This window comes from Pseudomonas medicaginis, assembly GCF_965119365.1.
Classification (GTDB): domain Bacteria; phylum Pseudomonadota; class Gammaproteobacteria; order Pseudomonadales; family Pseudomonadaceae; genus Aquipseudomonas.
In genome coordinates, this window is sequence record NZ_OZ221631.1 from 2,298,075 (window position 1) to 2,320,713 (window position 22,639).

At 62.9% G+C, this 22,639-nt stretch carries 26 protein-coding genes; 25 read left to right on the plus strand and 1 reads right to left on the minus strand.

Annotated elements, in window-relative coordinates; translation table 11 throughout:
- Positions 1-2 precede the first annotated feature (2 nt).
- From ACMTA2_RS10115 to ACMTA2_RS10235, 25 genes are all read left to right on the plus strand, one after another.
- Positions 3-2,051 (plus strand): EscV/YscV/HrcV family type III secretion system export apparatus protein, encoded by a 2,049-nt coding sequence (locus tag ACMTA2_RS10115; RefSeq protein WP_413795628.1) that lies wholly within the window; start codon positions 3-5, stop codon positions 2,049-2,051.
- A 15-nt stretch (positions 2,052-2,066) separates the two neighbouring features.
- On the plus strand, positions 2,067-3,353 hold the full coding sequence (sctN, locus tag ACMTA2_RS10120; protein ID WP_413794723.1) for a type III secretion system ATPase SctN: 1,287 nt from the start codon (positions 2,067-2,069) through the stop codon (positions 3,351-3,353).
- Entirely contained in the window at positions 3,337-3,801 is a 465-nt protein-coding gene (locus tag ACMTA2_RS10125; RefSeq protein WP_413794724.1) for a type III secretion protein, read from the plus strand. The genes sctN and ACMTA2_RS10125 overlap by 17 nt, the downstream gene beginning before the upstream one ends.
- Positions 3,802-3,811: 10 nt before the next feature.
- Complete coding sequence (locus ACMTA2_RS10130) at positions 3,812-4,627, plus strand: SpaN/EivJ family type III secretion system needle length determinant (RefSeq protein WP_413794725.1); 816 nt, start codon at positions 3,812-3,814, stop codon at positions 4,625-4,627.
- The gene (locus tag ACMTA2_RS10135; protein WP_413794726.1) at positions 4,624-5,532 is read left to right on the plus strand and encodes a FliM/FliN family flagellar motor switch protein; all 909 of its coding nucleotides are present in this window, start codon (positions 4,624-4,626) and stop codon (positions 5,530-5,532) included. Before ACMTA2_RS10130 ends, ACMTA2_RS10135 begins: the two co-directional genes overlap by 4 nt.
- The gene (locus ACMTA2_RS10140; RefSeq protein ID WP_413794727.1) at positions 5,525-6,184 is read left to right on the plus strand and encodes an EscR/YscR/HrcR family type III secretion system export apparatus protein; all 660 of its coding nucleotides are present in this window, start codon (positions 5,525-5,527) and stop codon (positions 6,182-6,184) included. Before ACMTA2_RS10135 ends, ACMTA2_RS10140 begins: the two co-directional genes overlap by 8 nt.
- A 9-nt stretch (positions 6,185-6,193) precedes the next feature.
- A complete protein-coding gene (locus ACMTA2_RS10145; protein WP_413794728.1) occupies positions 6,194-6,448 on the plus strand; it encodes an EscS/YscS/HrcS family type III secretion system export apparatus protein in 255 nt (84 codons plus the stop codon).
- 3 nt (positions 6,449-6,451) lie between these two features.
- Complete coding sequence (gene sctT, locus ACMTA2_RS10150; RefSeq protein ID WP_413794729.1) at positions 6,452-7,255, plus strand: type III secretion system export apparatus subunit SctT; 804 nt, start codon at positions 6,452-6,454, stop codon at positions 7,253-7,255.
- Positions 7,230-8,264: an EscU/YscU/HrcU family type III secretion system export apparatus switch protein gene (locus ACMTA2_RS10155; RefSeq protein ID WP_413794730.1), complete on the plus strand. Its 1,035-nt coding sequence runs from the start codon at positions 7,230-7,232 to the stop codon at positions 8,262-8,264. Before sctT ends, ACMTA2_RS10155 begins: the two co-directional genes overlap by 26 nt.
- A 285-nt stretch (positions 8,265-8,549) precedes the next feature.
- Positions 8,550-9,032, plus strand: a complete 483-nt coding sequence (gene sicA / locus ACMTA2_RS10160; RefSeq protein ID WP_413794731.1) for a type III secretion system translocator chaperone SicA — start codon at positions 8,550-8,552, stop codon at positions 9,030-9,032.
- Between the two features lie 2 nt (positions 9,033-9,034).
- Positions 9,035-10,795: a type III secretion system translocon subunit SseC family protein gene (gene sctE, locus ACMTA2_RS10165; RefSeq protein ID WP_413794732.1), complete on the plus strand. Its 1,761-nt coding sequence runs from the start codon at positions 9,035-9,037 to the stop codon at positions 10,793-10,795.
- Positions 10,796-10,823: 28 nt separating this feature from the next.
- Positions 10,824-11,876: an IpaC/SipC family type III secretion system effector gene (locus ACMTA2_RS10170; protein ID WP_413794733.1), complete on the plus strand. Its 1,053-nt coding sequence runs from the start codon at positions 10,824-10,826 to the stop codon at positions 11,874-11,876.
- 13 nt (positions 11,877-11,889) lie between these two features.
- Positions 11,890-12,981 (plus strand): IpaD/SipD/SspD family type III secretion system needle tip protein, encoded by a 1,092-nt coding sequence (locus ACMTA2_RS10175; protein ID WP_413794734.1) that lies wholly within the window; start codon positions 11,890-11,892, stop codon positions 12,979-12,981.
- 12 nt (positions 12,982-12,993) lie between these two features.
- Positions 12,994-13,260, plus strand: coding sequence for an acyl carrier protein (locus ACMTA2_RS10180; protein WP_413794735.1), 267 nt, complete (start codon positions 12,994-12,996; stop codon positions 13,258-13,260).
- A gap of 180 nt (positions 13,261-13,440) precedes the next feature.
- A complete protein-coding gene (locus ACMTA2_RS10185) occupies positions 13,441-14,703 on the plus strand; it encodes a winged helix-turn-helix domain-containing protein (protein WP_413794736.1) in 1,263 nt (420 codons plus the stop codon).
- Positions 14,700-15,194 (plus strand): transglycosylase SLT domain-containing protein, encoded by a 495-nt coding sequence (locus ACMTA2_RS10190; RefSeq protein ID WP_413794737.1) that lies wholly within the window; start codon positions 14,700-14,702, stop codon positions 15,192-15,194. Before ACMTA2_RS10185 ends, ACMTA2_RS10190 begins: the two co-directional genes overlap by 4 nt.
- Positions 15,195-15,323: 129 nt before the next feature.
- Complete coding sequence (locus ACMTA2_RS10195) at positions 15,324-16,499, plus strand: PrgH/EprH family type III secretion apparatus protein (protein WP_413794738.1); 1,176 nt, start codon at positions 15,324-15,326, stop codon at positions 16,497-16,499.
- 7 nt (positions 16,500-16,506) lie between these two features.
- Positions 16,507-16,767 carry a type III secretion system needle filament subunit SctF gene (sctF, locus tag ACMTA2_RS10200; RefSeq protein ID WP_304553118.1) on the plus strand — a complete coding sequence of 87 codons (261 nt, stop codon included), beginning with the start codon at positions 16,507-16,509 and terminating at the stop codon, positions 16,765-16,767.
- Positions 16,768-16,826: 59 nt separating this feature from the next.
- The gene (sctI, locus tag ACMTA2_RS10205; protein WP_413794739.1) at positions 16,827-17,135 is read left to right on the plus strand and encodes a type III secretion system inner rod subunit SctI; all 309 of its coding nucleotides are present in this window, start codon (positions 16,827-16,829) and stop codon (positions 17,133-17,135) included.
- Positions 17,132-17,854: an EscJ/YscJ/HrcJ family type III secretion inner membrane ring protein gene (locus ACMTA2_RS10210; RefSeq protein ID WP_413794740.1), complete on the plus strand. Its 723-nt coding sequence runs from the start codon at positions 17,132-17,134 to the stop codon at positions 17,852-17,854. The genes sctI and ACMTA2_RS10210 overlap by 4 nt, the downstream gene beginning before the upstream one ends.
- Positions 17,841-18,407, plus strand: coding sequence for a secretion system protein (locus ACMTA2_RS10215; RefSeq protein WP_413794741.1), 567 nt, complete (start codon positions 17,841-17,843; stop codon positions 18,405-18,407). The genes ACMTA2_RS10210 and ACMTA2_RS10215 overlap by 14 nt, the downstream gene beginning before the upstream one ends.
- The gene (locus ACMTA2_RS10220; RefSeq protein ID WP_413794742.1) at positions 18,379-19,080 is read left to right on the plus strand and encodes an HrpE/YscL family type III secretion apparatus protein; all 702 of its coding nucleotides are present in this window, start codon (positions 18,379-18,381) and stop codon (positions 19,078-19,080) included. The genes ACMTA2_RS10215 and ACMTA2_RS10220 overlap by 29 nt, the downstream gene beginning before the upstream one ends.
- The gene (locus ACMTA2_RS10225; protein WP_413794743.1) at positions 19,070-19,507 is read left to right on the plus strand and encodes a hypothetical protein; all 438 of its coding nucleotides are present in this window, start codon (positions 19,070-19,072) and stop codon (positions 19,505-19,507) included. The genes ACMTA2_RS10220 and ACMTA2_RS10225 overlap by 11 nt, the downstream gene beginning before the upstream one ends.
- Positions 19,508-19,552: 45 nt before the next feature.
- Positions 19,553-20,914 carry a hypothetical protein gene (locus ACMTA2_RS10230; protein ID WP_413794744.1) on the plus strand — a complete coding sequence of 454 codons (1,362 nt, stop codon included), beginning with the start codon at positions 19,553-19,555 and terminating at the stop codon, positions 20,912-20,914.
- 98 nt (positions 20,915-21,012) lie between these two features.
- Complete coding sequence (locus ACMTA2_RS10235; protein WP_413794745.1) at positions 21,013-22,032, plus strand: quinone-dependent dihydroorotate dehydrogenase; 1,020 nt, start codon at positions 21,013-21,015, stop codon at positions 22,030-22,032.
- A gap of 321 nt (positions 22,033-22,353) precedes the next feature.
- Here ACMTA2_RS10235 and rmf read toward each other — a convergent pair whose 3' ends face one another.
- On the minus strand, positions 22,354-22,569 hold the full coding sequence (rmf, locus tag ACMTA2_RS10240; RefSeq protein WP_003223300.1) for a ribosome modulation factor: 216 nt from the start codon (positions 22,567-22,569) through the stop codon (positions 22,354-22,356).
- Positions 22,570-22,639: the final 70 nt, after the last annotated feature.

Genomic DNA, 22,639 nt, shown 5'->3' on the forward strand with positions numbered 1-22,639 from the left:
CCATGCTCAATGGGTTTTTGCGCAACGTCAGCGCGCGCCCGGAGCTGCTGATCCTGAGCTTGATGGTGATGATCATCGCCATGCTGATCATTCCCTTGCCCACGGTGCTGGTGGACGCGCTGATCGGCCTGAACATCGTCATCTCGCTGCTGGTGTTCATGGGCTCGTTCTACATCGAGCGCATCCTCAGCTACTCGACGTTCCCGGCATTGCTGTTGCTGACGACGTTGTTCCGCCTGGCATTGTCGATCAGCACCAGCCGGCTGATCCTCAGCCAGGCCGATGCCGGCGAGATCATCGCCTCGTTCGGTGACTTCGTGATCGGCGAAAGTCTGGTGGTGGGCTTCGTGATTTTCTCCATCGTTACCATTGTCCAGTTCATCGTCATCACCAAGGGCTCGGAGCGGGTCGCCGAAGTGGCTGCGCGCTTCTCCCTGGATGGCATGCCGGGCAAGCAGATGAGCATCGACGGTGACCTCAAGGCCGGCGCCATCGACGCCGCCCAGGCCCGGGAAAAACGCAGCGTGCTGGAGCGTGAAAGCCAGTTGTACGGCTCCTTCGACGGGGCGATGAAGTTCATCAAGGGCGACGCCATCGCCGGCATCATCATTATTTTTGTCAACTTCATCGGCGGCATGGCCATCGGTGTCGGGCAGTTGGGCATGGACATGTCCACAGCCCTGTCGACCTACACCCTGTTGACCATCGGCGATGGCCTGGTGGCGCAGATTCCCGCGCTGCTGATCGCCATCGGCGCCGGGTTCATCGTCACCCGGGTCAACGGTGACGACAGCAACCTGGGCCGCAACATGCTCAGCCAGATGCTCGGTAACCCGTTCGTCCTTGGCGTCACCGCGTTGCTGGCGGTTGGCGTCGGCCTGTTACCGGGCTTTCCGTTGCTGACCTTCCTGGCCATCGCCAGTGCGCTCGGGCTGGTGGTGTTCGTGCGTCAGCGCAAGGCCTGGCGCCAGGGCTCGGCCGAGCAGCGCGCCGAACCCGCCGGCCAAGACGCGCCGCAGGCCGATTCGGGCTTGCTCGAAGACGTCGACAACATCGCCACGGAGACCGTCGCGTTGATGCTGCTGGTGCCCGCCGCACGCCTTGCGGCGCTGGAAAAGCAGCGTTGGGCCGCACGCTTTCGCAGCCAGTTTTTCGTCGACTACGGGTTGCGCATTCCCGAACCCCGGTTGCGAGCCAGCGAGGCGCTGCCGGCGCATCAAGTGGCGGTGCTGATCAATGAAGTGCGCGCCGAACAGTTCGACATTCACTTCGACCACTGGCGCCTGCTGGACTATTCGCCCGAGCTTGAGCCCCTGGGGTTTGCCCTGGTGCGCGGCAACGACAGCAATCGCCAGGGCGGGGTCTGGGTTGGCGCGGCCGACCGCGAGCGGGTGCAGCAACTGGGCTATCACCTGCGCCCGGCGGACGAGGAATGCTATCGCTGCCTGGTCACGCTGCTGGCGCGCAACATCCGCGAGTTTTTCGGTGTGCAGGAAACCAAGCAACTGCTCGACGAAATGGAAAGCCGCTATCCCGACCTGCTCAAGGAAGTGTATCGCCACGTCACGGTGCAGAAGATCGCCGAAGTGCTGCAGCGCCTGATCGGCGAGCGCATTTCCGTGCGCAACATGAAGCTCGTCCTCGAGTCGCTCGCGCACTGGGCCTCCCGGGAAAAGGACGTGCTGGCGCTGGTGGAGCACGTGCGCGGGGCCATGGCCCGCTACATCAGCAACAAGTTTGCCCAGGGCAACGACTTGCGCGTGCTGCTGTTGTCGCCGGAGTTCGAAGAGGGGGTACGCCGTGGCATCCGGCAAACCTCGGGCGGCAGCTTCCTCAACCTTGAGCCGGCCGAATCGGAGGAGTTGATGGACCGCCTCAGTGTCGGCCTGGACAGCGTGCACATCGCCCACAAGGACCTGGTGCTGCTGTGCTCGGTGGATGTGCGGCGCTACATCAAGAAACTGATCGAGGGCCGCTTTCGGGAGCTGGACGTCATGTCGTTCGGTGAAATCTCCGAGACCGTTTCGGTCAATGTCCTTAAAACGCTCTAGGGAAATCTTCCGTCAATGAACCTGCGCCTGGAACGACTCGCCGCCCACCCCCTGCGCCTGAGCGGCCCGCTGATCGAGGCGGCGCTGGACGAGGTGGTGGTGGGGGAGGTTTGTGAGGTGCGCCGCCACTGGCGTTCGCCTGAGGTAGCGGCCCGGGCGCAGGTGATCGGCTTCAAGCCCGGCACCGTGTTGCTCAGCCTGCTGGGCGAGGCGAAAGGCTTGTCCCGGGAATCGATGATCGTGCCCACCGGCGCCACCTTGCAATTGACCTGCAGCGATGCCTTGCTCGGCAGCGTGGTCGATCCCCAGGGCCGCATTGTCGAGCGTCTGGTTGCGTCGACGGCGTTGGCGCAACGGGACTGCCCGGTGGACGCCGATCCACCGTCGTACCAACAGCGGCGCCCGGTGACGGAGCCGTTGCCCACCGGTATTCGGGTCATCGATGGTTTGCTGACCTGCGGCGTGGGCCAGCGCCTCGGCATCTTTGCCGCCGCCGGGTCCGGCAAGACCACCCTGATCAACATGCTGATCGCACACACCGACGCCGAGGTCTTCGTGATCGGCCTGATCGGCGAGCGCGGGCGGGAAGTGACCGAGTTCATCGAGCACTTGCGCCAGTCGCCCCAGCGTTCGCGCTGCGTGGTGGTGTACGCCACCTCGGATTTTTCCTCGGTGGATCGTTGCAACTCGGCACTGCTGGCCACCACCATCGCCGAGTACTTCCGCGACCAGGGCCGGCGCGTGGTGTTGTTGCTCGATTCGTTGACCCGCTACGCCCGCGCTCGCCGCGACCTGGCCCTGGCGGCCGGTGAAGCGCCGGCGCGGCGCGGCTTTCCGGCCTCGGTGTTCGATGCCTTGCCACGCTTGCTGGAACGCCCCGGTGTGACCGCTGGCGGCAGCATCACCGCGTGGTACACGGTGCTGCTGGAAAGCGACGACGAACCGGACCCGATCGCCGAGGAGATTCGCTCCATCCTCGACGGCCACGTCTACCTCAGCCGTGCGCTGGCGGCCAAGGGGCATTACCCGGCCATCGACGTCTTGCGCAGCGTCAGTCGCGTGGCGACGCAAGTCACCACGGCGCAGGCTCGGCAATTGGCCGCGTCTGCCCGGGACACGCTGGCCCGTCTTGAACAATTGCAGGTGTTTGTCGACATGGGCGAATACCGCCCGGGGGCGGATGCCGCCAACGACCGGGCGATGCACTGTCGCGACGCCCTCGAACAGTGGCTGCGTCAGCCCACGGATGAGCGTTGCGAGCCAGATGAAACCCTGCGCAGCCTGCATGAAATCCTCATCTGATGGGCGCCGCTTGCTGGCCCTCAGTCAGTTGCGCCAACAGCGCGGCGAGCAAGCGGTACTACGCGTCCAACGGCAATTACAGCCGCTGTTGCAGGAGTGTCGTGGCTTCGAGGCGCAGGAAACAGCACTGCTTGAACTGTTGGCCAGCCATCGCGCGAATGACTGCGTGCTGGATCACGGGCAACTGTTGGCGCTGCTGCGCACCCAGGCCGTCATCCGGCGACGGATCGATCTGTTGCGGGTCGAGCGTGACCGTGTCGACCAGCAATGCCGAGCGGTTGAACACCAGTTGCTGGAACAGCGTGAGGGGCTGCGCGCCCTGCAACGCAAGCACCACCAATATCAGCGTGCGGTCGAGCGGCAGCGATGCCTGCAACGGCTGGCGCAGGTGCGCCAGGAAGAACGGGAGCAGGAAGACATGACGGGGATGGGATGGGGCGATGAATGAGGTGGTCGGGGTGCCCGCTCGGCCGGTCCAGGCCCTGGAGCCCGTTGGCGAAGGACTAATGGATGAGCGGCCGGACATCCTTGTCCCGGTGCAGGTGGAGGACCTGCCCCAGGGCGTGCTGGACCTTCTGGCGGCGTTGCTTGGTTCCCCGCGACCTTGGCTGGAAAGCGGTCGCGGGGTGGCTCGGTACGCGGTGCCTGTCGTTGAGGAGGGCGACGCCGTTCAGCACCGAGGCGCGTCGCCGAGTGGAACGGTCGCGACGGCTGTGGTGCGCGAGCAAAGCCGTACCGTGAAGCTTTTGCCACAGGCGAGTCCGTTGTCCGATGCGCCAATGCCAGCGCTGTTGCGGCCGGAGATTGCCGTTGAGCACGTCAACTCACCCACGCAGTCGGTATCGATGGAGCCGACGCCGGACGAGCCGTCCGCTGTCGTGGTCGATGAACCGTTGCGTCCGTCTCCGCCGAGCCCACAGGTTATGCGCCCTGTGCCCAACACCGTCCCCGCGTCCCTTCCGCCAGCGGTCATGCTGCCAGCGCCCGACGTGACGGTGCCCACTCCGCCGGACGTGGCGCGGGGGCTGCTGCAGGTGCCGTTCAACAACGGTGCGGCCAGCGGCCAGGTGACGATCCATCGATTGCCGGAGGAGTCCGCTCGCCTGATGCTCAGGCCCAGCGATGCCCTGGTCTTCGAGCAACTCAGGGAGCCTTTCGCCCAGGCGCGGGAGTCGGCCTGGCGATTGACCGACAGTGGCGGCGAACAACCGCGCCAGGGATCGCAGCAGGCGCCGGATGACGATCAGGACGAAGCGCCGGAGCGTCCGGCGTGAGGGCCTTGAAGCTGCGGCGGATCGACCCCCGGCTGCACGCTTGCACGCAAGCGATTGAGCGTTGGCGACGGGCCGGTCGGACGGCCGGGTTGGGCCGGGTGCCGGACCGATCCGGCTTCATCCGGTTTCGTGCGCAGGGCGAGGGCGGGGATTGGCACGGGCTGATCCTGGCCCGTGACTGGCTGCATCGAGCACTGCCGACCTTGCAGTCGTGGGTGGGGCCTGAGTGTCCGTTGTCGAGCATTGTCGACTTGTTCCGGGCGGTGCCTCGGCCCGTTCCACTGGAGGTCGGCGAGTTGTACTACAGCCGGCTGGCGGACATTGAGGGCGTTGGAGGGGCGCGATGCCCAGCGCACGACGTGCCCTGGCTCGATACGCCTCGCGGGCGCGTGTGGGTCATGCGTTTACCGCCACGGGGCACGGTGACGGACACCTGGCTCAAGTCATTGCCGTTGCGCCTGGTGTTGCAATTGGGCGTCAGCGACTTGCGCGCAGCAAGTCTTCGGCGGCTGCGTGAAGGCGATGTCCTGCGCATCAGCGAGCGGACCCAGCGCGGCTTCCTGGCCAACCGTTGCCTGGGCGTTTTCACATTCACCGAAGAGGGTTTACACATGCAACCGACCGTGGCCGATGCCGATCCGCAGACCATCCCGTCACCTGGCCCATCCGTCGATCCGGGCACGCTTGCGGTACGCCTGGAATTCGTCCTCGCGACCCACGACATCGACCTGGCGCAGCTGTCGCAATTCATCGACGGGCACCTGATCCCGCTGGCCGCCGATGCCGCGCGGCACATCGAGGTTCGCGCCAATGGCCAGCCCGTGGCCGTGGGCGAACTGGTGCAATTGGACGCGCAATTGGGCGTAGAACTGCGCAAGGTCTATCGGAACGACGCCGATGAATGACGTCTCGCTGATCGCGCTGCTGGCGTTCGCTTCGCTGTTGCCGTTCCTGGTGGCGGCAGGCACGTGCTACCTGAAGTTTTCCATCGTCTTCGTCATCGTGCGCAACGCCTTGGGGTTGCAGCAGGTGCCTTCGAACATGGCGCTGAATGCGATCGCCCTGATGCTGGCGATCTTCGTCATGACGCCGGTGGTGAAGCAGGGCCATGACTATTACAAGCACGAGGCGGTGGTCTTTACCGACATCGAATCGGTGGTGCATTTCGCCGAGAACGGCCTGGGCAGCTACAAGGATTACCTGAGCCGGTACACCGACCCGGAGTTGGCGCTGTTTTTCGAACGTGCCCAGGCGAGCCAGGTCGATGCCGACGCCGATGCGTATGCCGAGGAAGACCTGGCGCCGTCGTTGTTTTCGCTGTTGCCGGCCTATGCACTGAGCGAAATCAAAAGCGCCTTCAAGATCGGCTTCTACCTGTACCTGCCGTTCGTGATCGTCGACCTGGTGATCTCCAGCATCCTCCTGGCGCTGGGCATGATGATGATGAGCCCGGTGATCATTTCGGTACCGATCAAACTGGTGCTGTTTGTCGCCCTGGATGGCTGGGCGCTGCTGTCCACCGGGCTGGTCAAGCAATACCTGACCTTGCTGGCGTAGGCCCTGTCGATGAATGACCTCGTCTATGCCGGTAACAAGACCCTGTACCTGATCCTGCTGATGGTGGCCTGGCCGATCATCGTCGCCACGGTGGTCGGCCTGCTGGTGGGGTTGATCCAGACCGTGACCCAGTTGCAGGAGCAGACCCTGCCGTTCGGGTTCAAGCTGTTGGCGGTCGCCGCGTGCCTGTTCCTGCTCTCGGGCTGGTACGGCGAAACCCTGCTGGATTTCAGTCGCGAAGTCATCCGCCTGGCGTTGGGTTAGCCGATGTCGATGACCTTGTTCTTCGAACTGTACGCCGGGTTCGCTGCGGCGCTGCTGGGCGTGGCGCGACTGGCGCCGATCTTCTTCATGTTGCCGTTCCTCAACAGCGGTGTGCTCACCGGTGTGTCGCGCCAAGCGGTGATCGTGTTGGTGGCGCTGGGGTTCTGGGCCTATGTGGGCGTGCCCGTGCCCACCCTCGACAGCGTGGCGTTTCTTGGCTTGATGCTGCGCGAGGCGAGCATTGGCGTGCTGCTGGGCGGGCTGTTGTGCTGGCCGTTCTGGGTGTTGCACGCCATGGGCAACCTGATCGACAACCAGCGCGGCGCGATGCTCAGTAGCACGGTGGACCCGGCCAACGGCGTGGATACTTCGGAGCTGGCGAACTTTCTCCAGTTGTTCGCGGCGGCGGTGTACCTCGAAGGTGGCGGCCTGCTGTTGATGCTTGAAAGCGTTGCCCAGAGCTACCGCCTTTGCCCGCTGGCGAGCGGTTGCGAGATGAGCCTGCCGGTCATTCATGCCCTGCTGGATCAGCTGGTGGGCAAGACACTGGTGATCAGTGCGCCGGTGGTGGCCGCCTTGCTGATCAGCGAAGCCTTGCTCGGTTTGCTCTCGCGCTATGCGCCGCAGATGAACGCCTTCTCCGTGTCGCTGACGGTCAAGAGCCTGGTGGCGCTGGTGGTGTTGATGCTGTACTTCGGCGTGCACCTGCCGGACGAAGTCCTGGGCATGGGCTCCACGTCCGAGTCGTTGGCCGACTACCTGGATGGCGAGGAGGCCGGGCATGTCGTCCAGCGCCTCGAAGACTGAAAAACCCACGGCCAAACGGCTCCGGGATGCGGCCCGCAAAGGCCAGACGTTCAAGGCCAAGGACCTGGTCATCACCTGCCTGACCCTGTGCGGCATCAGCTACCTGGTCTTCAACAGCTCGCTGGCCGAAGTCATGGAGGTCTACCGGCGGATCATCGACAGCGGCTTTGACGCCGACCTGCAGGCGTACTCGATGATGTGGGTGTTGCTGGGGCTGGAGGCGTTGTTGCCGTTGTTGCTGGTGTGCGTGCTGACCAGTGCCGTGCCGGCCTTGCTGCAAAGCGGTTTCGCCTTGGCCAGCGACGCGTTGAAGCTGAATATTGGTGCGTTGAACCCGATCAATGGCTTCAAGAAGCTGTTCAGCCTGCGCACCGTCAAGGACACCGTGAAGGCGCTGCTGTACCTGGGCAGCTTCGCCTTGGCGCTGTGGGTCGTCTGGGTCACGCAACGGCCATTGCTGTTTGCCCAACTGTTCGCCCAGGCGCCCGATCTGTTCGCGATCTGGGGGCGTTTGTTGCTGATGCTGGTGCTGGCGTTCCTGGCCTGTGTCCTGTTGATCGTCGTGCTCGATGCAGTGTGCGAATACGGGTTGTTCATGAAAGACCAGATGATGGACAAGGACTCGGTCAAGCGCGAACACAAGGAGCAGGACGGCAACCCGCAGATCAAGGGCCGCCGCCGCGACCTGCACATGGAACTGCTGTCGGAACAGGTCAAGTCCGACGTGCGCAGCTCGCGCATGATCATCGCCAACCCGACCCACATCGCCATTGGCGTGTACTTCCGCCCGGAAATCACCTTGCTGCCGTTCATCTCCCTGATGGAAACCAACCAGCGCGCCCTGGCCGTGCGGGCGTACGCCAAGGAGGTCGGGGTGCCGGTGGTCAACGACGTGGCCCTGGCCCGGCGAATCTTCAAGACCCACCAGCGCTACAGCTTTCTCCAGGTGCAGGAAGTGGAGCAAGTGCTGCGCCTGCTGATCTGGCTGGAGCAGGTGGAGCAGGCGTGAGGCCGGTGTGAGTCCAGCGTCATGCATAACCTTGTGGCGAGGGGATTTATCCCCGCTGGGGCGCGCAGCGGCCCTAAACCAGACAACGCGGTGTGTCATTTCAATTGAGTTTGCCGTTTTGGGGCTGCTGCGCAGCCCAGCGGGGATAAATCCCCTCGCCACAAAAGATTTCTGCCGACCAGGGGAAGGCACTCACCCCAATGAGCGCAATTTGGCAGCGCCCCCGCCAGTGGTTTGGCTCAATGCACGGGTCAGCGACGCTGGCTTTTTTCAGGAGTGTGGCCGATGAGTCGCAACAACAAACAAGACGAGCAGGTGGCCCTGGACGTCGTCGACGCGGTGCTCGCGGGCGCGGCGTTGAAAGACGTGCAAGGCATCAGTGACGAACACATGGCCAGCCTCTATGCCTTCGCCTTCGAGTTCTACGAGCAGGGGCGCCTGGATGACGCGGAGAAGTTCTTTCATTTCCTGTGCATCTACGACTTCTACAACAGCCATTACTGGATGGGACTGGCGGCCGTGCATCAGCTCAAGCAGAACCACCAGAAGGCGATCGACCTGTACGCGATCGCCTTTGCCCAAGGCAAGGACGACTACCGGCCGATGTTCTACACCGGCCAGTGCCACCTGGCCCTGGGCAAGGTCGGCAAGGCCCGGTTGTGCTTCGACTACGTGCTCGAACACGCCGCGCAAGACGAGCTGCGCGAGCAGGCCACGGTGTATCTCGACACCTTGGCCCACATGGAACAGCAATGTTCGGAGGACTGAACATGAGTGAGATCACCCGCCCGGCGTACCCGGGCGTCACGATGAACCGCGCCGAGGCCTTTGAGCGCTACGGCGCCGCCGCCAGCCAGGCCGCCAGGACCACGCAGTACCGCGAGGCCGGCCAGAAGGCGCTGGAGGACCTGATGTCGGTGCGCTACGAAGGCCAGGGTGGCCCGTCCACCGCCAGCCTGGGCAGGCCGGTGTTGCATCCGCCGCTACGGGCCGACGGTAACAGGCAGGAAACCCATGGCGACCTGTTCACCTTGTTGATGGCGATGATCAGCGAGCTGATCGGTGAAGTCGACGTCAACAAACTGAAGAACCGCCTGGCGATGCTGCAGAGCATGGCGAGCGCTCGGCAGCAGGGGCTTGAAAACCTCTCCGCCGATTACGCTGCGGCCCTCCAGGCCTGGGCGGAGGCCGAGGGGCAGGTCGGCAGCAGCCAGGAGCATCTCGAGCAATTGCATGAGCGGGTCGTGCATGTGCAGGGACTGTTGGCCGAAAGCGAAGCCCGGCTGGCGCAGTTGGACCCAGGGTCCGCCGAATACACCGAAGAACTGACCCGTCGTGACCAGCTCAAGGGCCAGTTGGCGAGCCACACCCAAGCCTTTAACGCGGCGACCGAGGCCCACCTGAAATTGATCGGGATCGCCAATGCCTTTGCCAACACCTTGAGCGGTGTGGTCGCCAGGGTAGTGGTGTCCGGCATGAGCGGCCCCGCCACCCAGGACACCGATGAAAAAGCCCTCAGCAGCAGCGCATTGGCGTTGCTCAATCGCCTGAAAATCATCGAGTTGCTGGGTGAGGCGGCGCAGAACAAGGAGGAACTCAGCCAGGCGCTGTTCCAGGAGTTGCAGGCCAAGCTCCAGGAACACATGAAGCGTGAATCGGATAAATACCTGGAGGAAGTCCGCAAGGCCGAGGCGCTACAGAAAACCATGGGCTGCATCGGCAAGATCGTCGGGGCGATCGTGGCTGCTGCAACCATCGTTGCCGGGGTCATGACCGCCAACTTGCCGTTGATCGTGGTTGGGGTGGTTGGCGCGGCGGTGATGATTGCCGATGTGGTGGTGGAGGAAAAAACCGGCAAGTCGTTCATGGCCGAGGCCATGAAACCGCTGACCATCGTCATGCAGGAAGCCATCAAGCGGTTCACCGAGCTCTACACCCAACTCTTGATCGATTTCGGCGTCGATCCGGAAAAGGCCAAGGACATCGCGCAGATCGCCGGCATGATCCAGGGCGTGATCTCGACCCTGGCAGCGGTGGCCCTGGTCGCCATGGTCGGCGTGCAGGTGATTGGGCCACTGGTGAATGCCGTCGCCTCGAAACTCGCCTCCGTGGCCGCCCAGGCTGCGCCCGCCGCCATGCAAGCCATGAAGCAGATGGCGTCGTCGGTCGGTAACACCCTGACGCAAGCGCTCACCCAACTTCGCGGGTTCATCACCCACGGCGCCGACCCGGTGACGTTGGCACGTTACGCCGCGAACCTGGAGATCGCCCAGGCCGTCACCGAGTTCGGCAATGTGGCGGTGCAGGGCGGGTTGCAGATCCAGAGCGGCAAGCATCAGGCCCAGGCCGCCGTGCACCTGGCCGACGTGCGGGTGCGCATGGCGATCAGCGAGGAAATCAGCCGCTACCTTACGCAAGTGGTCGAGGACTACGGGCAAGCGATGCACTACAGGACCCGACAGATCGAACAGGTCTTCGCCGACCTGCAACGCAGCCATGCCGTGAGCCTGAGTATGGTTCGGCATGTTTGAAATCAACCACTGATCAAAGGCATCCAAGATGATCTCTCCTTACGCGACGACCGGGATCGCCCCCGCACGGGTCGATTCCAACCCAGGGCACTCATCCAAAGCGTATCGCTCCGGTTCCGCGGTGTTCGACAAGGCCACCGCCAGTCAGGTGCTCGAACGCAACAGCTTCATCGCGGCGATTGAGCTCGAACGCAGAATCAACGCCTATCAGCCCACCGAAGCGAATTGGCAAGACTTTCTGACGGCATCGACGACCCTCAGCGACGAAGCGCGCAACGAGCTGATCTTCGACCCCGGTGCCTGGGAAAAGCACGCCAATGTTTTGGTAGCCGCGATCATCGCGCTGAACATCGCACGCGTGGCCAACGCGCAACTGCGTGGCCATTTCACCGTCATGGCGTCCGACGCGGCCAAGGCCCAGGGCAGGGCCATCGTCGAGTCCGGCCAGGCGGCGTTGCATAGCGCCATAACCGCTGCCGTGGTGTCCGGCGCCGTCGCCGGTTTTTCCATGGTCAAGACCCTCCACGGGCAAGCCCTGAAGCACGCCGACATCAACCTGCATAGGCGCAACGCCTTGGACGCCGGCAACCTCGAACGCGACCTCAAGCTGCAGCGCAACCGGGAAGACTGGGATCCGAAGACCACCTACCCGATAAGTACCCTGGATGATTTCGCCCGTCCGACAACTGTCGATTTCAAACCCAAGGGTGCAACCCTGACACCCCAGGAACAGGCCTGGTTCGACGGCGAAATCCTCAAGGCCCAGAAGGTTGGCCAGACCTCCGACTGGCTGAGCCAGATGGGCAGCAAGGGCATCGAGAAGAAACTGGAAATCGGCCGCGCCCTCGGCGCCATGTCGATGAACTTAAGCCAAGTGGTGGCCAATGTGGTGCGCCTCGCCGAGCACGCCGCGCGGGAGCAGGAAGTGCTGCAGCAAAGCGCCCAGAACAGCCAGAAGAGCCTGGTTGATGAAGTCGCGCAGAAAGACGCGGCCGAAGCGGCGTTGTTGCAGAAACTGATGGACATGGTGATGCAGCTTTTCCAATCGCGCGCCGACGTCGTGCGTGCCGTAACTGCTTGAGGGTATTTATAAGATGGACATTCAAGGTGTCACCCAAACGCCTCGGCAATCGACCTATGCCGATCATGCGGATCCCGTGCCGGTCCCGCCTGAAATGAGCGGGACGGCTCAGTCGACCTTCCAACCGATGGATGTATTGGAGCGCGCCTTCAAGACACTGAATCGCCACCTCCAACGAACGCTCGAATGCTCGGCAGGCGTTACCGGTCGATTGAAGGACCTGACGGCCGAAGGCTTGGAGAAAATGGATCTCGCAGAGGTCTTCGAACAGATCCACGCCAAGCGCACACGGTCGCAGTTGTGGAGCTTGCAATTGCGTCAGTGCAGCGCGGCCATGACCGGCTGCATGAGCACCCTGGACGAAACCCGGCTTCGCCAGCTCGAGAGCAAACAAGGCGAAATCCTGCGCGACCTCAAGGTGCACCTGGACAAGGACAAGCCCATCGAGATCGCCGAGGCGCTGGACGCCTCGATCAATTCCTCGAACGATTTCTTCGAAAAGCTCCTCGAGTTGATCGACCTGATCAAGAACGGTTACCTCGCAGGCTACGAGCACATCATCGCCGCCTATTCGGACTTCTTCGCCGACTTCAACGCCGAGATCACCGCGCAGATGAAGGACTGGATCGAGGGCGCGAACGACGGCAAGGACGTCAAGCTCGATGCCGGTGCGCTGCGCGCCGCATTGACCCGGCTGATCGAAAAATACAGCCATCCCAACCCGGCCTCGGTGCTGTTTCCAAAACCAGGGGAAGGCGGCGCCAGCAAGGACGAAGCCGAGAAATGGCTCAAGGCCCTGGGCCTGCCCGGCAGGTGTCTCAAGCCAAACGGCGACGGCACCTGGTGCGTGGTCATCGACCTCGACCCGCTCACCCTCATGAAGAGCAGCCTGCCCGCCAGCGGCGGCACCGTGACCTGGGACACCGCCAAGTACAACCAGTGGCAGACCGGCTTCAACGCCCAGGAAGAACGTATGAAGAACCTGCTGCAGTCGTTGACCCAGAAGTATTCGAATGCCAACGCCTACCACGACAACTTCAACAAGACGCTGTCGGCGCATTTGAATCAGTTCGCGGATATGTTGCGGGCGATGTTGAATTTTTGATGAGGGGGCTAAATGAGCGTATCGATTGCCGAGGGGTGTGTAGACACTGGGGTGATAAAACTGCTGTCCCGATGCTTCTCGACCCGGCAACGGGAAATAACCCGTCATTCGCGATTGGTGGAAGATTTGCAGATGGACTCTGTGGACGTGGTTGAAGTTGCCATGAGGGTGGATGACGCCTTCTGCGTTGAACTGTCTTCGGATCAGGTGGCGGGGTGGCGGTCCGTTGGCGATATCGTGGCCTCTGTCCTGGAGGCGAAGGTCCTGAAGCGTAAATAGCCTTGCGGCTAATCACTTCCTTTCCTACGACCTGCGACGTGTTTTCTTCAACCGTGGGTGGTGCCCGGCCTACGGAATCCTCCCAAGCATCTTCCTATAGTCACGGCCTCGTTATCCCGAGCCTGCCCCCCGGCAGGCTCAATCGCGCCTCAGTAACTTTCTATAGAGAAGTTTCCGATTATGGACAGTGCAACTGATCAAACGCCGGTCGGGTCATTCGTGTTCGACCACTGGCTACTGCAAAGCGATGGAACGCTGACGCGAGATGGACAAGGTGTCCATGTTCCCCCCAAGGAGTTGCACGTGCTGCGCCTGTTGCTGGGTTCGGCGGGTTCGGTGGTCGGCAAGGACCATTTGCTGGACCAGGTCTGGCCCCGCATGGACACGGCCGAGGAGTCGTTGACCCGTTGCATCTATGCCTTGCGCAAGTTGCTCAAGGACAACAAGGACTTCATCGCGACGGTGTACGGCCAGGGTTATCGATTCACCTGCCCGGTGGTGGCGCTCGATGGGCCAAGCCAGGCGAGGGCTACGGTGCCTTCGTTGGCGGTGCTGCCGTTTCGCCATCTGGACGAGACGGCGGCGCTGGATCTGCAGGATGTGATGATCCGTCAGTTGACCCTGGCGTTCGGCGAGGCGTTGCGGGTCATTCCCTCGGGCTTGATCGCGGCCTGTGGCGGGGCTGCGCAGGATGTGCGTCCGTGGGGCGGGCGGTTGTCGGTGGATTACTGCCTGAGTGGGCGTTCCAGCGGTTCGGGCGGGGCGCCGCTCTGGTCGGTCGAGTTGATGCGCGGCGCCGACCAGTCGTTGCTCCATGGGCAGACGCTGGACGCCAGCGATGCCGGCGAGGCGTTGAGCGCGTTGACGTGCCTGGTGGCCCAGCGTGTGCCCGGTTTGCGTCCGGCGGGTGATCGCTGTGGTTCCTACTCGGTGGCGGTGGCTTATCTCAATGGGCTGTGCAGCGTACAACGACACACGGCCCACAGTTTGCGCGATGCGACGGTGCTGTTCAGGCAGTGTTTGAAGCTCGACGCCGGGTACGCGCCGCCCTGGTGCGGCATGGCGGATGTCTGGTTGGGGCAGGCGATGCTCGGGGTGGTGGAGCAGGAACGGGCCATCGAAGAGGCCCATGTGGCGGTTTCCAATGCCTTGGCGCTGGACCCCGGCAGCCTCCCGGCGTTGACGAGATTGGCGCTGCTTACCAGTCTGCGCGGCTGCGAACAGGCCGCCGAGGTGTTGTTCCGACGCTGCCTGTTGTCGGCCGACCAGGCCGACGTGTTGTACTTTCACGCTTGGCATCACTGGTTCTGGGGGCGCAACGAGCTGGCGGCACGCGTGATCGACCAGTGCCTGGCGCACGATCCCGGCTGTGTCCGGGGCCAGCTGTTGCAGGTGCGCATTGACGAGCAACTGACCTGGGCCGGCGAGCGACGCCTGGCATGAGGGGGCGTCGGAGTCCTTGGTTGTGCTGGCCGGTGTGTCTCGGCCTGGGCTTGGGCGTGACGCAGGCCAATGCCTGGTGTTGGAGCAAGGCCGGGCAGTTGCATGGCATCGAACCCGAGCTGCTGCAAGCGATTGCCGAGGTTGAGTCGGGGCAGCAGCCGGGCGCCATCAACCACAACCGCAACGGCACCCGCGACATCGGCCTGATGCAGGTCAACAGCAGCCATTTGCCGCGCTTGAAGCACCGGGGGATTACCGAGCGACGGTTGCTGGAGGAACCGTGCCTGTCAGTGGAAGTCGGGGCGTCGGTGCTGGCCGAATTCATCGCCCGCTACGGTTACAACTGGACGGCGGTCGGTGCCTACAACGCAGGCAACTCACCCCAACGCCAGGCCGCACGACTGCGCTACGCGCGCAAGGTCTGGCAACGCTACCAAGTGCTTATCCAGGGCCGGCCAGGACGACCTGTAGCCGAGGCACCGCAGGGATGAGCCTGTCTAGCCCCCCTGTGGCGAGGGATTCTGATCCCTGGCGCGGCGCAACCGGCAGATTCTGATCAGGAAGCCAATTTGCGGGGTGCCTACCATGGCGGCTCATTTGACTGCCCTGGAGTTTGCACGGTGACAGTGCCGACGGCCTCTACGCTACAGCCCTGCGTCCTGCGGATACTCAATGGCCCGTTGCAGGGCTGCGAGTTTGCGCTGGGCGAAGGCACCACGGTGTTCGTGGTCGGGGCGGTGGAGCTGTTGGGGGAGGGCACGCTTTCGGCCAGTGTGCCTGCCGAGGCCATTTTCGTTCCGCTGGAGACCGGCGGCTGCAACTTCGAGGTGCTGGCCGATCAGATTACGCCGCAGGGCGTGCCGTTGCGGGTGCTCGGCGATTCGGTCGAGGTTCGCCATGCGGCCTTTCAGGCCAGGGTCCAGATCGGTGGCCTGTACATTGCCTTGCGAGCCCAGGACGAAGCTTGGGCGCCTGAGCTTTTCAACCATCCGCCCGCTGCGCCTGACCCTGTAGCCGCACCCCAGGCGTGGCGCAGCCCGCGGACCCGCTGGATTGCCTGCGGCCTGGTGCTGGCGGCATTGGCGGTTGCGCTCGGCTTCGTGGCGCAACCGGGGCCGGCGCCTGAAACCGATGTTCGCGCGTTGATTGCCGGCACCAGTGCCCAGGTACAGGTGCTGGGCGGACGCGATGAGGTGGTGTACGTGTTTGTCTCCAGCGAGCGCGATGCCGGCTGGAGTCGTCAGGTGCTGACGCGCCATCCCAGCCTGGACGGCACGGTGCTGTCGCTGGACCTGGAGCGGCGCCGTCTGGAGCAGGTGCTGATCGACCATGACCCGCAACTGGCCTGGCATGCGCTCGATCTCAAGGACCCGTCAGTGCCGCGCTTGCGACTCAGCGCGCAACGCAATCTGCTCACGCCCGACAGTCAGGCACGGCTGATCGAAACGCTGCTTGTGGCGGCGCCTTATGCCCGCGATGTGGTGGTGCAGATGCAGGATGACCGGGTGTTGGCCGACTTGGCCCAGGGCGGTTTGCAACGTCTTTCACTGGCCTTCAGGCGGGTCGAGCACAGCGACAGCGTCACGTTTGCCGTCGAGGGCAATTTGCAGGATGCCGAGTTGGCCGCGGCGCACCAGTACGTCGACGATTTTTACCGGCAGTGGGGGGATCGCTACGTGCACTTCACCGTCGAGCTCAAGGACGATGGGCTCAAAGGCAAGTCGTTTCAAACCGGCCCGCAGGGCTACGTCAAGACGAGCGCTTCGTCCTGGCATTTCTCAACACAGACAGAGTAGGTGACGAATGGCAGGTATCGGACTCCCCATCACATTCCCCGATGACTTTCTCGGGGAACAGGCCGCCGCGTTCGAGGCCGGCGCCCAGAATCTCAAGGCGGCCCTGGACAAGGCACTTGAAGAGCTCAAGAAGGACGCCTCGGACCCCGGGCTGCTGGCGGCCTACCAGACCGCCTTTTCCTCGTACACGGTCTTTCGCAACGCCCAGACCAATACGATCAAGGGCTTCAAGGACATCGACATGGCGATCATCCAGGCGGCTCGCTGACGCTTTTTCTTTCGGCTGGCCATCGTTCGTGACGATGGCCTTTTTCATGAGTGCACCGTATGCCCATCCAAGGACTTTACCCGTTGGCCATCGAGCCGTCGGCCATCGTTGAATTGCGCGGCCCCCAGGAGGGGCCGATCGTTTCGCTGGAATCGCGACTGATCGACAGCTATGCCAGGTCTGCCGTCGACAGCGGGCAGGACGTCTCGGCGATCGGTCAGTTGCTGCGACGCCCGGACATCACCGACCCTGGTGTGCTGGCCCAGCTGCAGGAGCTGACCGGGCAGTACAACGTCGACATCAACTTGCTCAACGTGATGGTGCGCAAAGCGGTGGGCACCGCCGAAACCCTGTTGCGAGCCTCATGAAAGCGGGCCTTTGCTGCGTGCTGTTGTGCCTGGCCCTGGCGGGGTGCCGCCAGCCGAGCCTGTTGGAAGGGTTGGATCAGCAGCAGGCCAACGAAGTGCTGTCGGTGCTGCAGCGCAACAACATCACTGCGGTGAAGGTCGACGCGGGCAAGACCGGTTACGCGGTGAAAATCGATCCGCTGGATTTCTCCGCCGCCGTCGACCTGCTCAACCTCTATGCGCTGCCCTCCAGGCCGCGGTTGCAAGTTTCGGAGATGTTTCCCTCCGACGCCCTGGTGGCCTCGCCCCGCGCGGAAAAAGCCCGGTTGTATTCGGCGTTGGAACAGCGCGTCGAGCAGTCGCTCGGGGTGCTCGAAGGCGTGGTGTCGGCGCGGGTCCACATCAGTTATGACCTGGATGCCGGCGAGGGCGGACGCAAGGCCGCGCCTGTCCATCTCTCGGCGGTGGTGCTGCATGAGCGCGACGTCGAGGTGCAATTGCTGATCAACGACATCAAGCGTTTTCTCAAGAACAGTTTCGCTGCGGTGGACTACGAGAACATTTCGGTGGTGCTGTCCAGGCGCTCGCCGACCCAGCACGTTGCGCCGTCGCGGCTCGCCACCCGGGGGTACTCGCCCTGGCCGTGGCTGCTGGGGGTGATGAGCGGATTGCTGGCGGCCGGAGCTGTGGCCTGGCTTTACCACTTTGCCGGTGTGAGGCGTCGTGATGTCGGACGTTGAATGCCTGCGGCGCATCCTCGCCGAGCCTTTGTCTTACCTGCACCCGCAGCGTTTGGTGATCCCGCCGGAGTTCGAGGACGCCGAGGCACGGTGCCTGCTCAACCGGATGGTGCGCGACCGGCTGGCGCTGCCAGGAGCGTTGCCTTCGACAGTGTTGGGCGGCGTGGCAAAACAGTGGGTTCGCCATTGGCGGCACCTGCCTGCTATCGCCTTGCTGATGGGCGCCTATCGGCTGCTGCCCGCCTTGGCGCGGGGGGCCGCGTTGCGGTGCCTGCCGGCGTCGGTGCGCCGGTTCGCCGGTTATCGCCTGGGCGCTCGCGGTGGCCTGCCGGTCGAAGGCCTGCCGGTTTCAATGGAGCAGGTCGAAGCGGCCGGCCTCAATGCGCTGTGGGGCTGGCACACGCAGGTTCCGCCGTGGTTGCTGGAGTGCCTGGTCTTGCAGTTTTCCGAACCGGTCGTGGGCTTGCACCGGCAGTGGCCGGTCCCTGAACCGGACCCGATGCTTTTCTTCCTGGCGGTGCAACATGCTCGACTCGATCCGATCCATCGCTGACCTGTCCGTTGGCGAAGACGTGCACCTGGCCCGCGAGGACATCGCCGCCGCCCGCCGCCGCCGGCGCTTGCAACTCGAGGCTCAGCGGCGGGCTCGCGAGTGTGTCGAACAGGCGCAGTGCGAAGCTGAAGCGGTGCACGCCGAGGCGTTCCGGCAAGGTTATGCCGAGGGCATCCTGCGGGCGGCCGGGCATCTGGCGGACGGCTTGTTGACCTCCCAAACCCTCCGCCAGCAATTGCATCACCAACTGGCCCGGGCTGCGGATGACCTGCTCGCCCACACCTTGAGTCAACCCCAATGGCTGGACGACATGCTGGTGCGCTGGCTGGCCGGGCAACCTGGCGGCAGCGGCGCGGTGTTGCAGGTGTTGGTGCCGCAGCACTGTCGCTCGCGTGGCGATGAACTGCGCGAGCGCCTGGGCAAGCACTGGCCGGGCGAACTGCTCCTGGAGTACCACCCGCAGGACCGCTACGTGCTGCGGCTGGCGGATCAACTGCTGGAATACGACCTTGCAGCCACCCGCGAGCGGCTGGCGCCGCGCTTGTTGGCCAGCATTGCCGGCCTGCCGGAATCGGTGCGGGTGCTGGATCAGGCTGCGGTGCAGGCGCTGTCGGCGCTGTGTGTCAGTTTCGCTCCACAAACCGCTCCCGCCGATGTGCCCCATGAAGATTGAACCCACGCCCGGCACCGTTACCCTCGATCGCGACGCCGGCTCACCGGTGGAAACATTGGAATCGCGCTTGCTGGCCGCCCATGAACCATTGGCCGACACCAAGCGCCCTGACCCTGGGTTCGAGCAGCTTTATCAATGGCTGTTGGCGATGGAAGGGCAGGGCGAGAAGGCCCTCTATGAATTTTTGCGCGGGCTGCGGGGGGCTGGCGGCGACACCGCGGCATACCCCACCGCAAGCGCATTGAAGGCGATCACGCTGCAGGTGCTGTTTCGATTGAAGGACGAGGGGCTGGAAAAATCCCGGCTCTACAAGGAAATCAGCGGCGCCAATGGGCTGGCGTTTGCCATGGAGGTGTTTGTCACGGGGTGGATGCGTGAAGTGTTTCAGCCGATGGGGGATGAGGATTGGGAGAAAAGTGAGTGGTAAGAATTGCTCGAGAAATTTCCTTATAACTAACAAAGAGAAATAAATATGCATATTACGAATGCCAACCAGTCGTCTGCGCCTTCTACTGTGGCTGTAACAGACTCTGGTAGCGTTTCACCCTCAGAATCCAAGGCAAGCCTGCTTGATGTTTCGAATGTAGAGACCGTGGATTTTCGGCAGAGCGATTTTGGAAAGCTTCAGAAAGTCGCCGCGCTCCTGACGCGTATGGACCGCTCGGTAGATAGTTCACTGAAAGAACTATGCAATAACTTGGGTGAACCAGACCGCGATGTTGTTGATCAGGTCCAGCGCTACATCGACCAGGGTGAGAGTCCGTCTGCGGCCGTGTTTGGTAACAGCTTACCTGGAGTTTCGAACATCGAAACGCGGGTAGGCCGCATGGAAAAAGTGCTTGAAGCTGGCAAGGAACTGCTCGAATCCGCCAAGGAGCCTGGACGCAATGGACTCCATCTTCTCGGGCGCACGGGGCTGGTCATAGCCTTGGCCGCTGTAGCGCGTCAATTTGTTATTTATGGCGTCGAACGAGCCCTTCGCGAAAGCGATACATCTGAAGCCAGTCGGGCCTGGGCTGGCGTGGCGGCGGCAATGACGGGGCCCGCCCTGGTAGCGGCGGGCGCCTTGCTCCGGCATTTCGAAGGGGAGTTGAGCTTGGCGTCGAAGCTAGGGGCCGCGTTCCTGACAATCGGAGCGACGGGACTCGCAATCGGGGCCTGTGCCACAGGAGCGGCGACGAATCTTTTCCCTACAGTGGCCGGCGGACTTGTCTATAACCTGGTCAGAGCGTTGGCTGATTTGTTCGCCCCTTTGAAAGATAACGCTGGCCCCGCGAACGCAGCGGCAACCGGCGTTACAGCCTTTTTCTTTGGTGCATTTCAATTTGCGCAGACGGAAGTGGCCAGACTCATGCCATTGAATGGTCTCGCCAGGGCGGCTCAGGGGCTTGATTACTGTTTCCGGGATGACCTGTTTCCCATTGTGTCGACTACTGTCGCACAGATGATCGATGCGGGTGTCCTTGTTACCTCTAAAAATAGCAATTGGTTGTCACCCCGGCGAGGGACGGACTCGACCTTTTCTGATGAGGAGTCTTTGCAGCATCGGGCTTTGAAGACGGAAACGGTTCTTCAATGGCCCACCAAAACTCAAATGGCCCATACATTTTTGAATGTTATGGGGGCACGCTTCTCGTTTGGAGTAGCCCTCTCTGCGTTCGGGGGGCTGTTAGCGGACTACTTAAGTAAGTCCGAATTAGGCGACGATACACAAGGCCATGCTCTTGATAGCTGTCTCGCTCTGCTGGCGATGTTTTTGTACGTTGCACTCATCTATAGCATCGCCAAACGCACGGACAACACTTATGACCTTAAGGATACGAACTTGGCTTGATCTAACCCACCGAGCTTGCTGCCATCGGCTGCTCGCTCCCAGCGCTCCACCCCGGCTATAATCCGCGGCTCATTTCGTCGATCGAGTCAAACCCGCCCATGTACACCCTGGCCCGCGAGCTGCTGTTCAAACTTTCCCCGGAAACCTCCCACGACCTGTCCCTGGACCTGATCGGCGCGGGCGGACGTTTGGGCCTCAACGGTTTGCTCTGCAAGGCCCCGGCGAAGTTGCCGGTGACGGTCATGGGCCTGGAGTTTCCCAACCCGGTCGGTTTGGCGGCGGGCCTGGACAAGAATGGCGCGGCCATCGACGGGTTTGCCCAACTGGGCTTCGGTTTCGTGGAAATCGGCACCGTCACCCCGCGGCCGCAGCCGGGCAACCCCAAGCCACGGCTGTTTCGCCTGCCGCAAGCCGAGGCGATCATCAATCGCATGGGCTTCAACAACCTCGGTGTCGACCATTTGCTCGCCCGGGTGGCGGCAGCCAAGTACCGGGGCGTGCTGGGCATCAACATCGGCAAGAACTTCGACACGCCGGTGGAGCGTGCCGTCGACGACTACCTGATTTGCCTGGACAAGGTTTATGCCTACGCCAGCTACGTGACCGTCAACGTCAGCTCGCCCAATACCCCGGGGCTGCGCAGCCTGCAATTCGGTGATTCCCTCAAGCAGTTGCTGGCCGATCTGGCCCGGCGTCGCGCGGAGCTGGCGTTGACCCACGGCCGGCACGTGCCGCTGGCGATCAAGATCGCCCCGGACATGACCGATGAAGAGACCGTCCAGGTGGCCCAGGCCTTGATCGAGACGGGCATGGATGCGGTGATTGCCACCAACACGACTCTGGGGCGCGAAGGCGTCGAAGGGTTGGAGCACGGTGACGAGGCGGGTGGTTTGTCTGGCGCCCCTGTGCGTGACAAGAGCACCCACACCGTGACGGTGCTGGCCGCTGAGTTGGCGGGGCGCTTGCCGATCATCGCGGCGGGCGGAATTACCGAAGGCCGGCACGCCGCCGAGAAGATCAACGCCGGGGCAAGCCTGGTGCAAATCTACTCGGGCTTCATCTATAAGGGGCCGGCGTTGATTCGTGAGTCGGTGGACGCTATCGCGGCCTTGGGTTGATTCAGCCTTGAGGGTTGCACATGCCCTCTGTGGCGAGGGGATTTATCCCCGCTGGGCTGCGCAGCAGCCCCCAACATCGCAAGACCGAAACACCCATGCTGACCGATATATCGAAGGGCCGCTGCGCGCCCCAGCGGGGATAAATCCCCTCGCCACACCGGTGGTCACAGGTGAGGCACCAGTGTTGTTCATGAAGTTCAGGCATTAAAAAGGGCTCCTCGAAGGAGCCCCCTGGGCCGTAGCCCGCCGTCCGGATGGGACGTGCGTGGTTAAAACGATTGGGATGTCAAATTGTCGAGTTCTTGAGTGTTAAGCCCTGTGTCAGCCGACGGCGTGAAGTTCGTTGAGTCTGTGGATACCCGCAGTGCCGGTCATACCGTCCCAGTTGTCGCCGCGTCCTTCTCGCCAGCCATTGATCCAGGCTTGACGTACCGACGGTAGAGTAAAGGGGCAAAGCTCACGGGATTTACCACCAACGCCATATTGGTAACCACGCAAAAATGCTCTTTCCAACGGATCACGCTTAAGTCTTCTCATAGGGTGTTGCCCTCACTTGTTGACTGTTACTTAGCGTCGACCTCTATCGAGGTCGGGGCAGAATCATTCT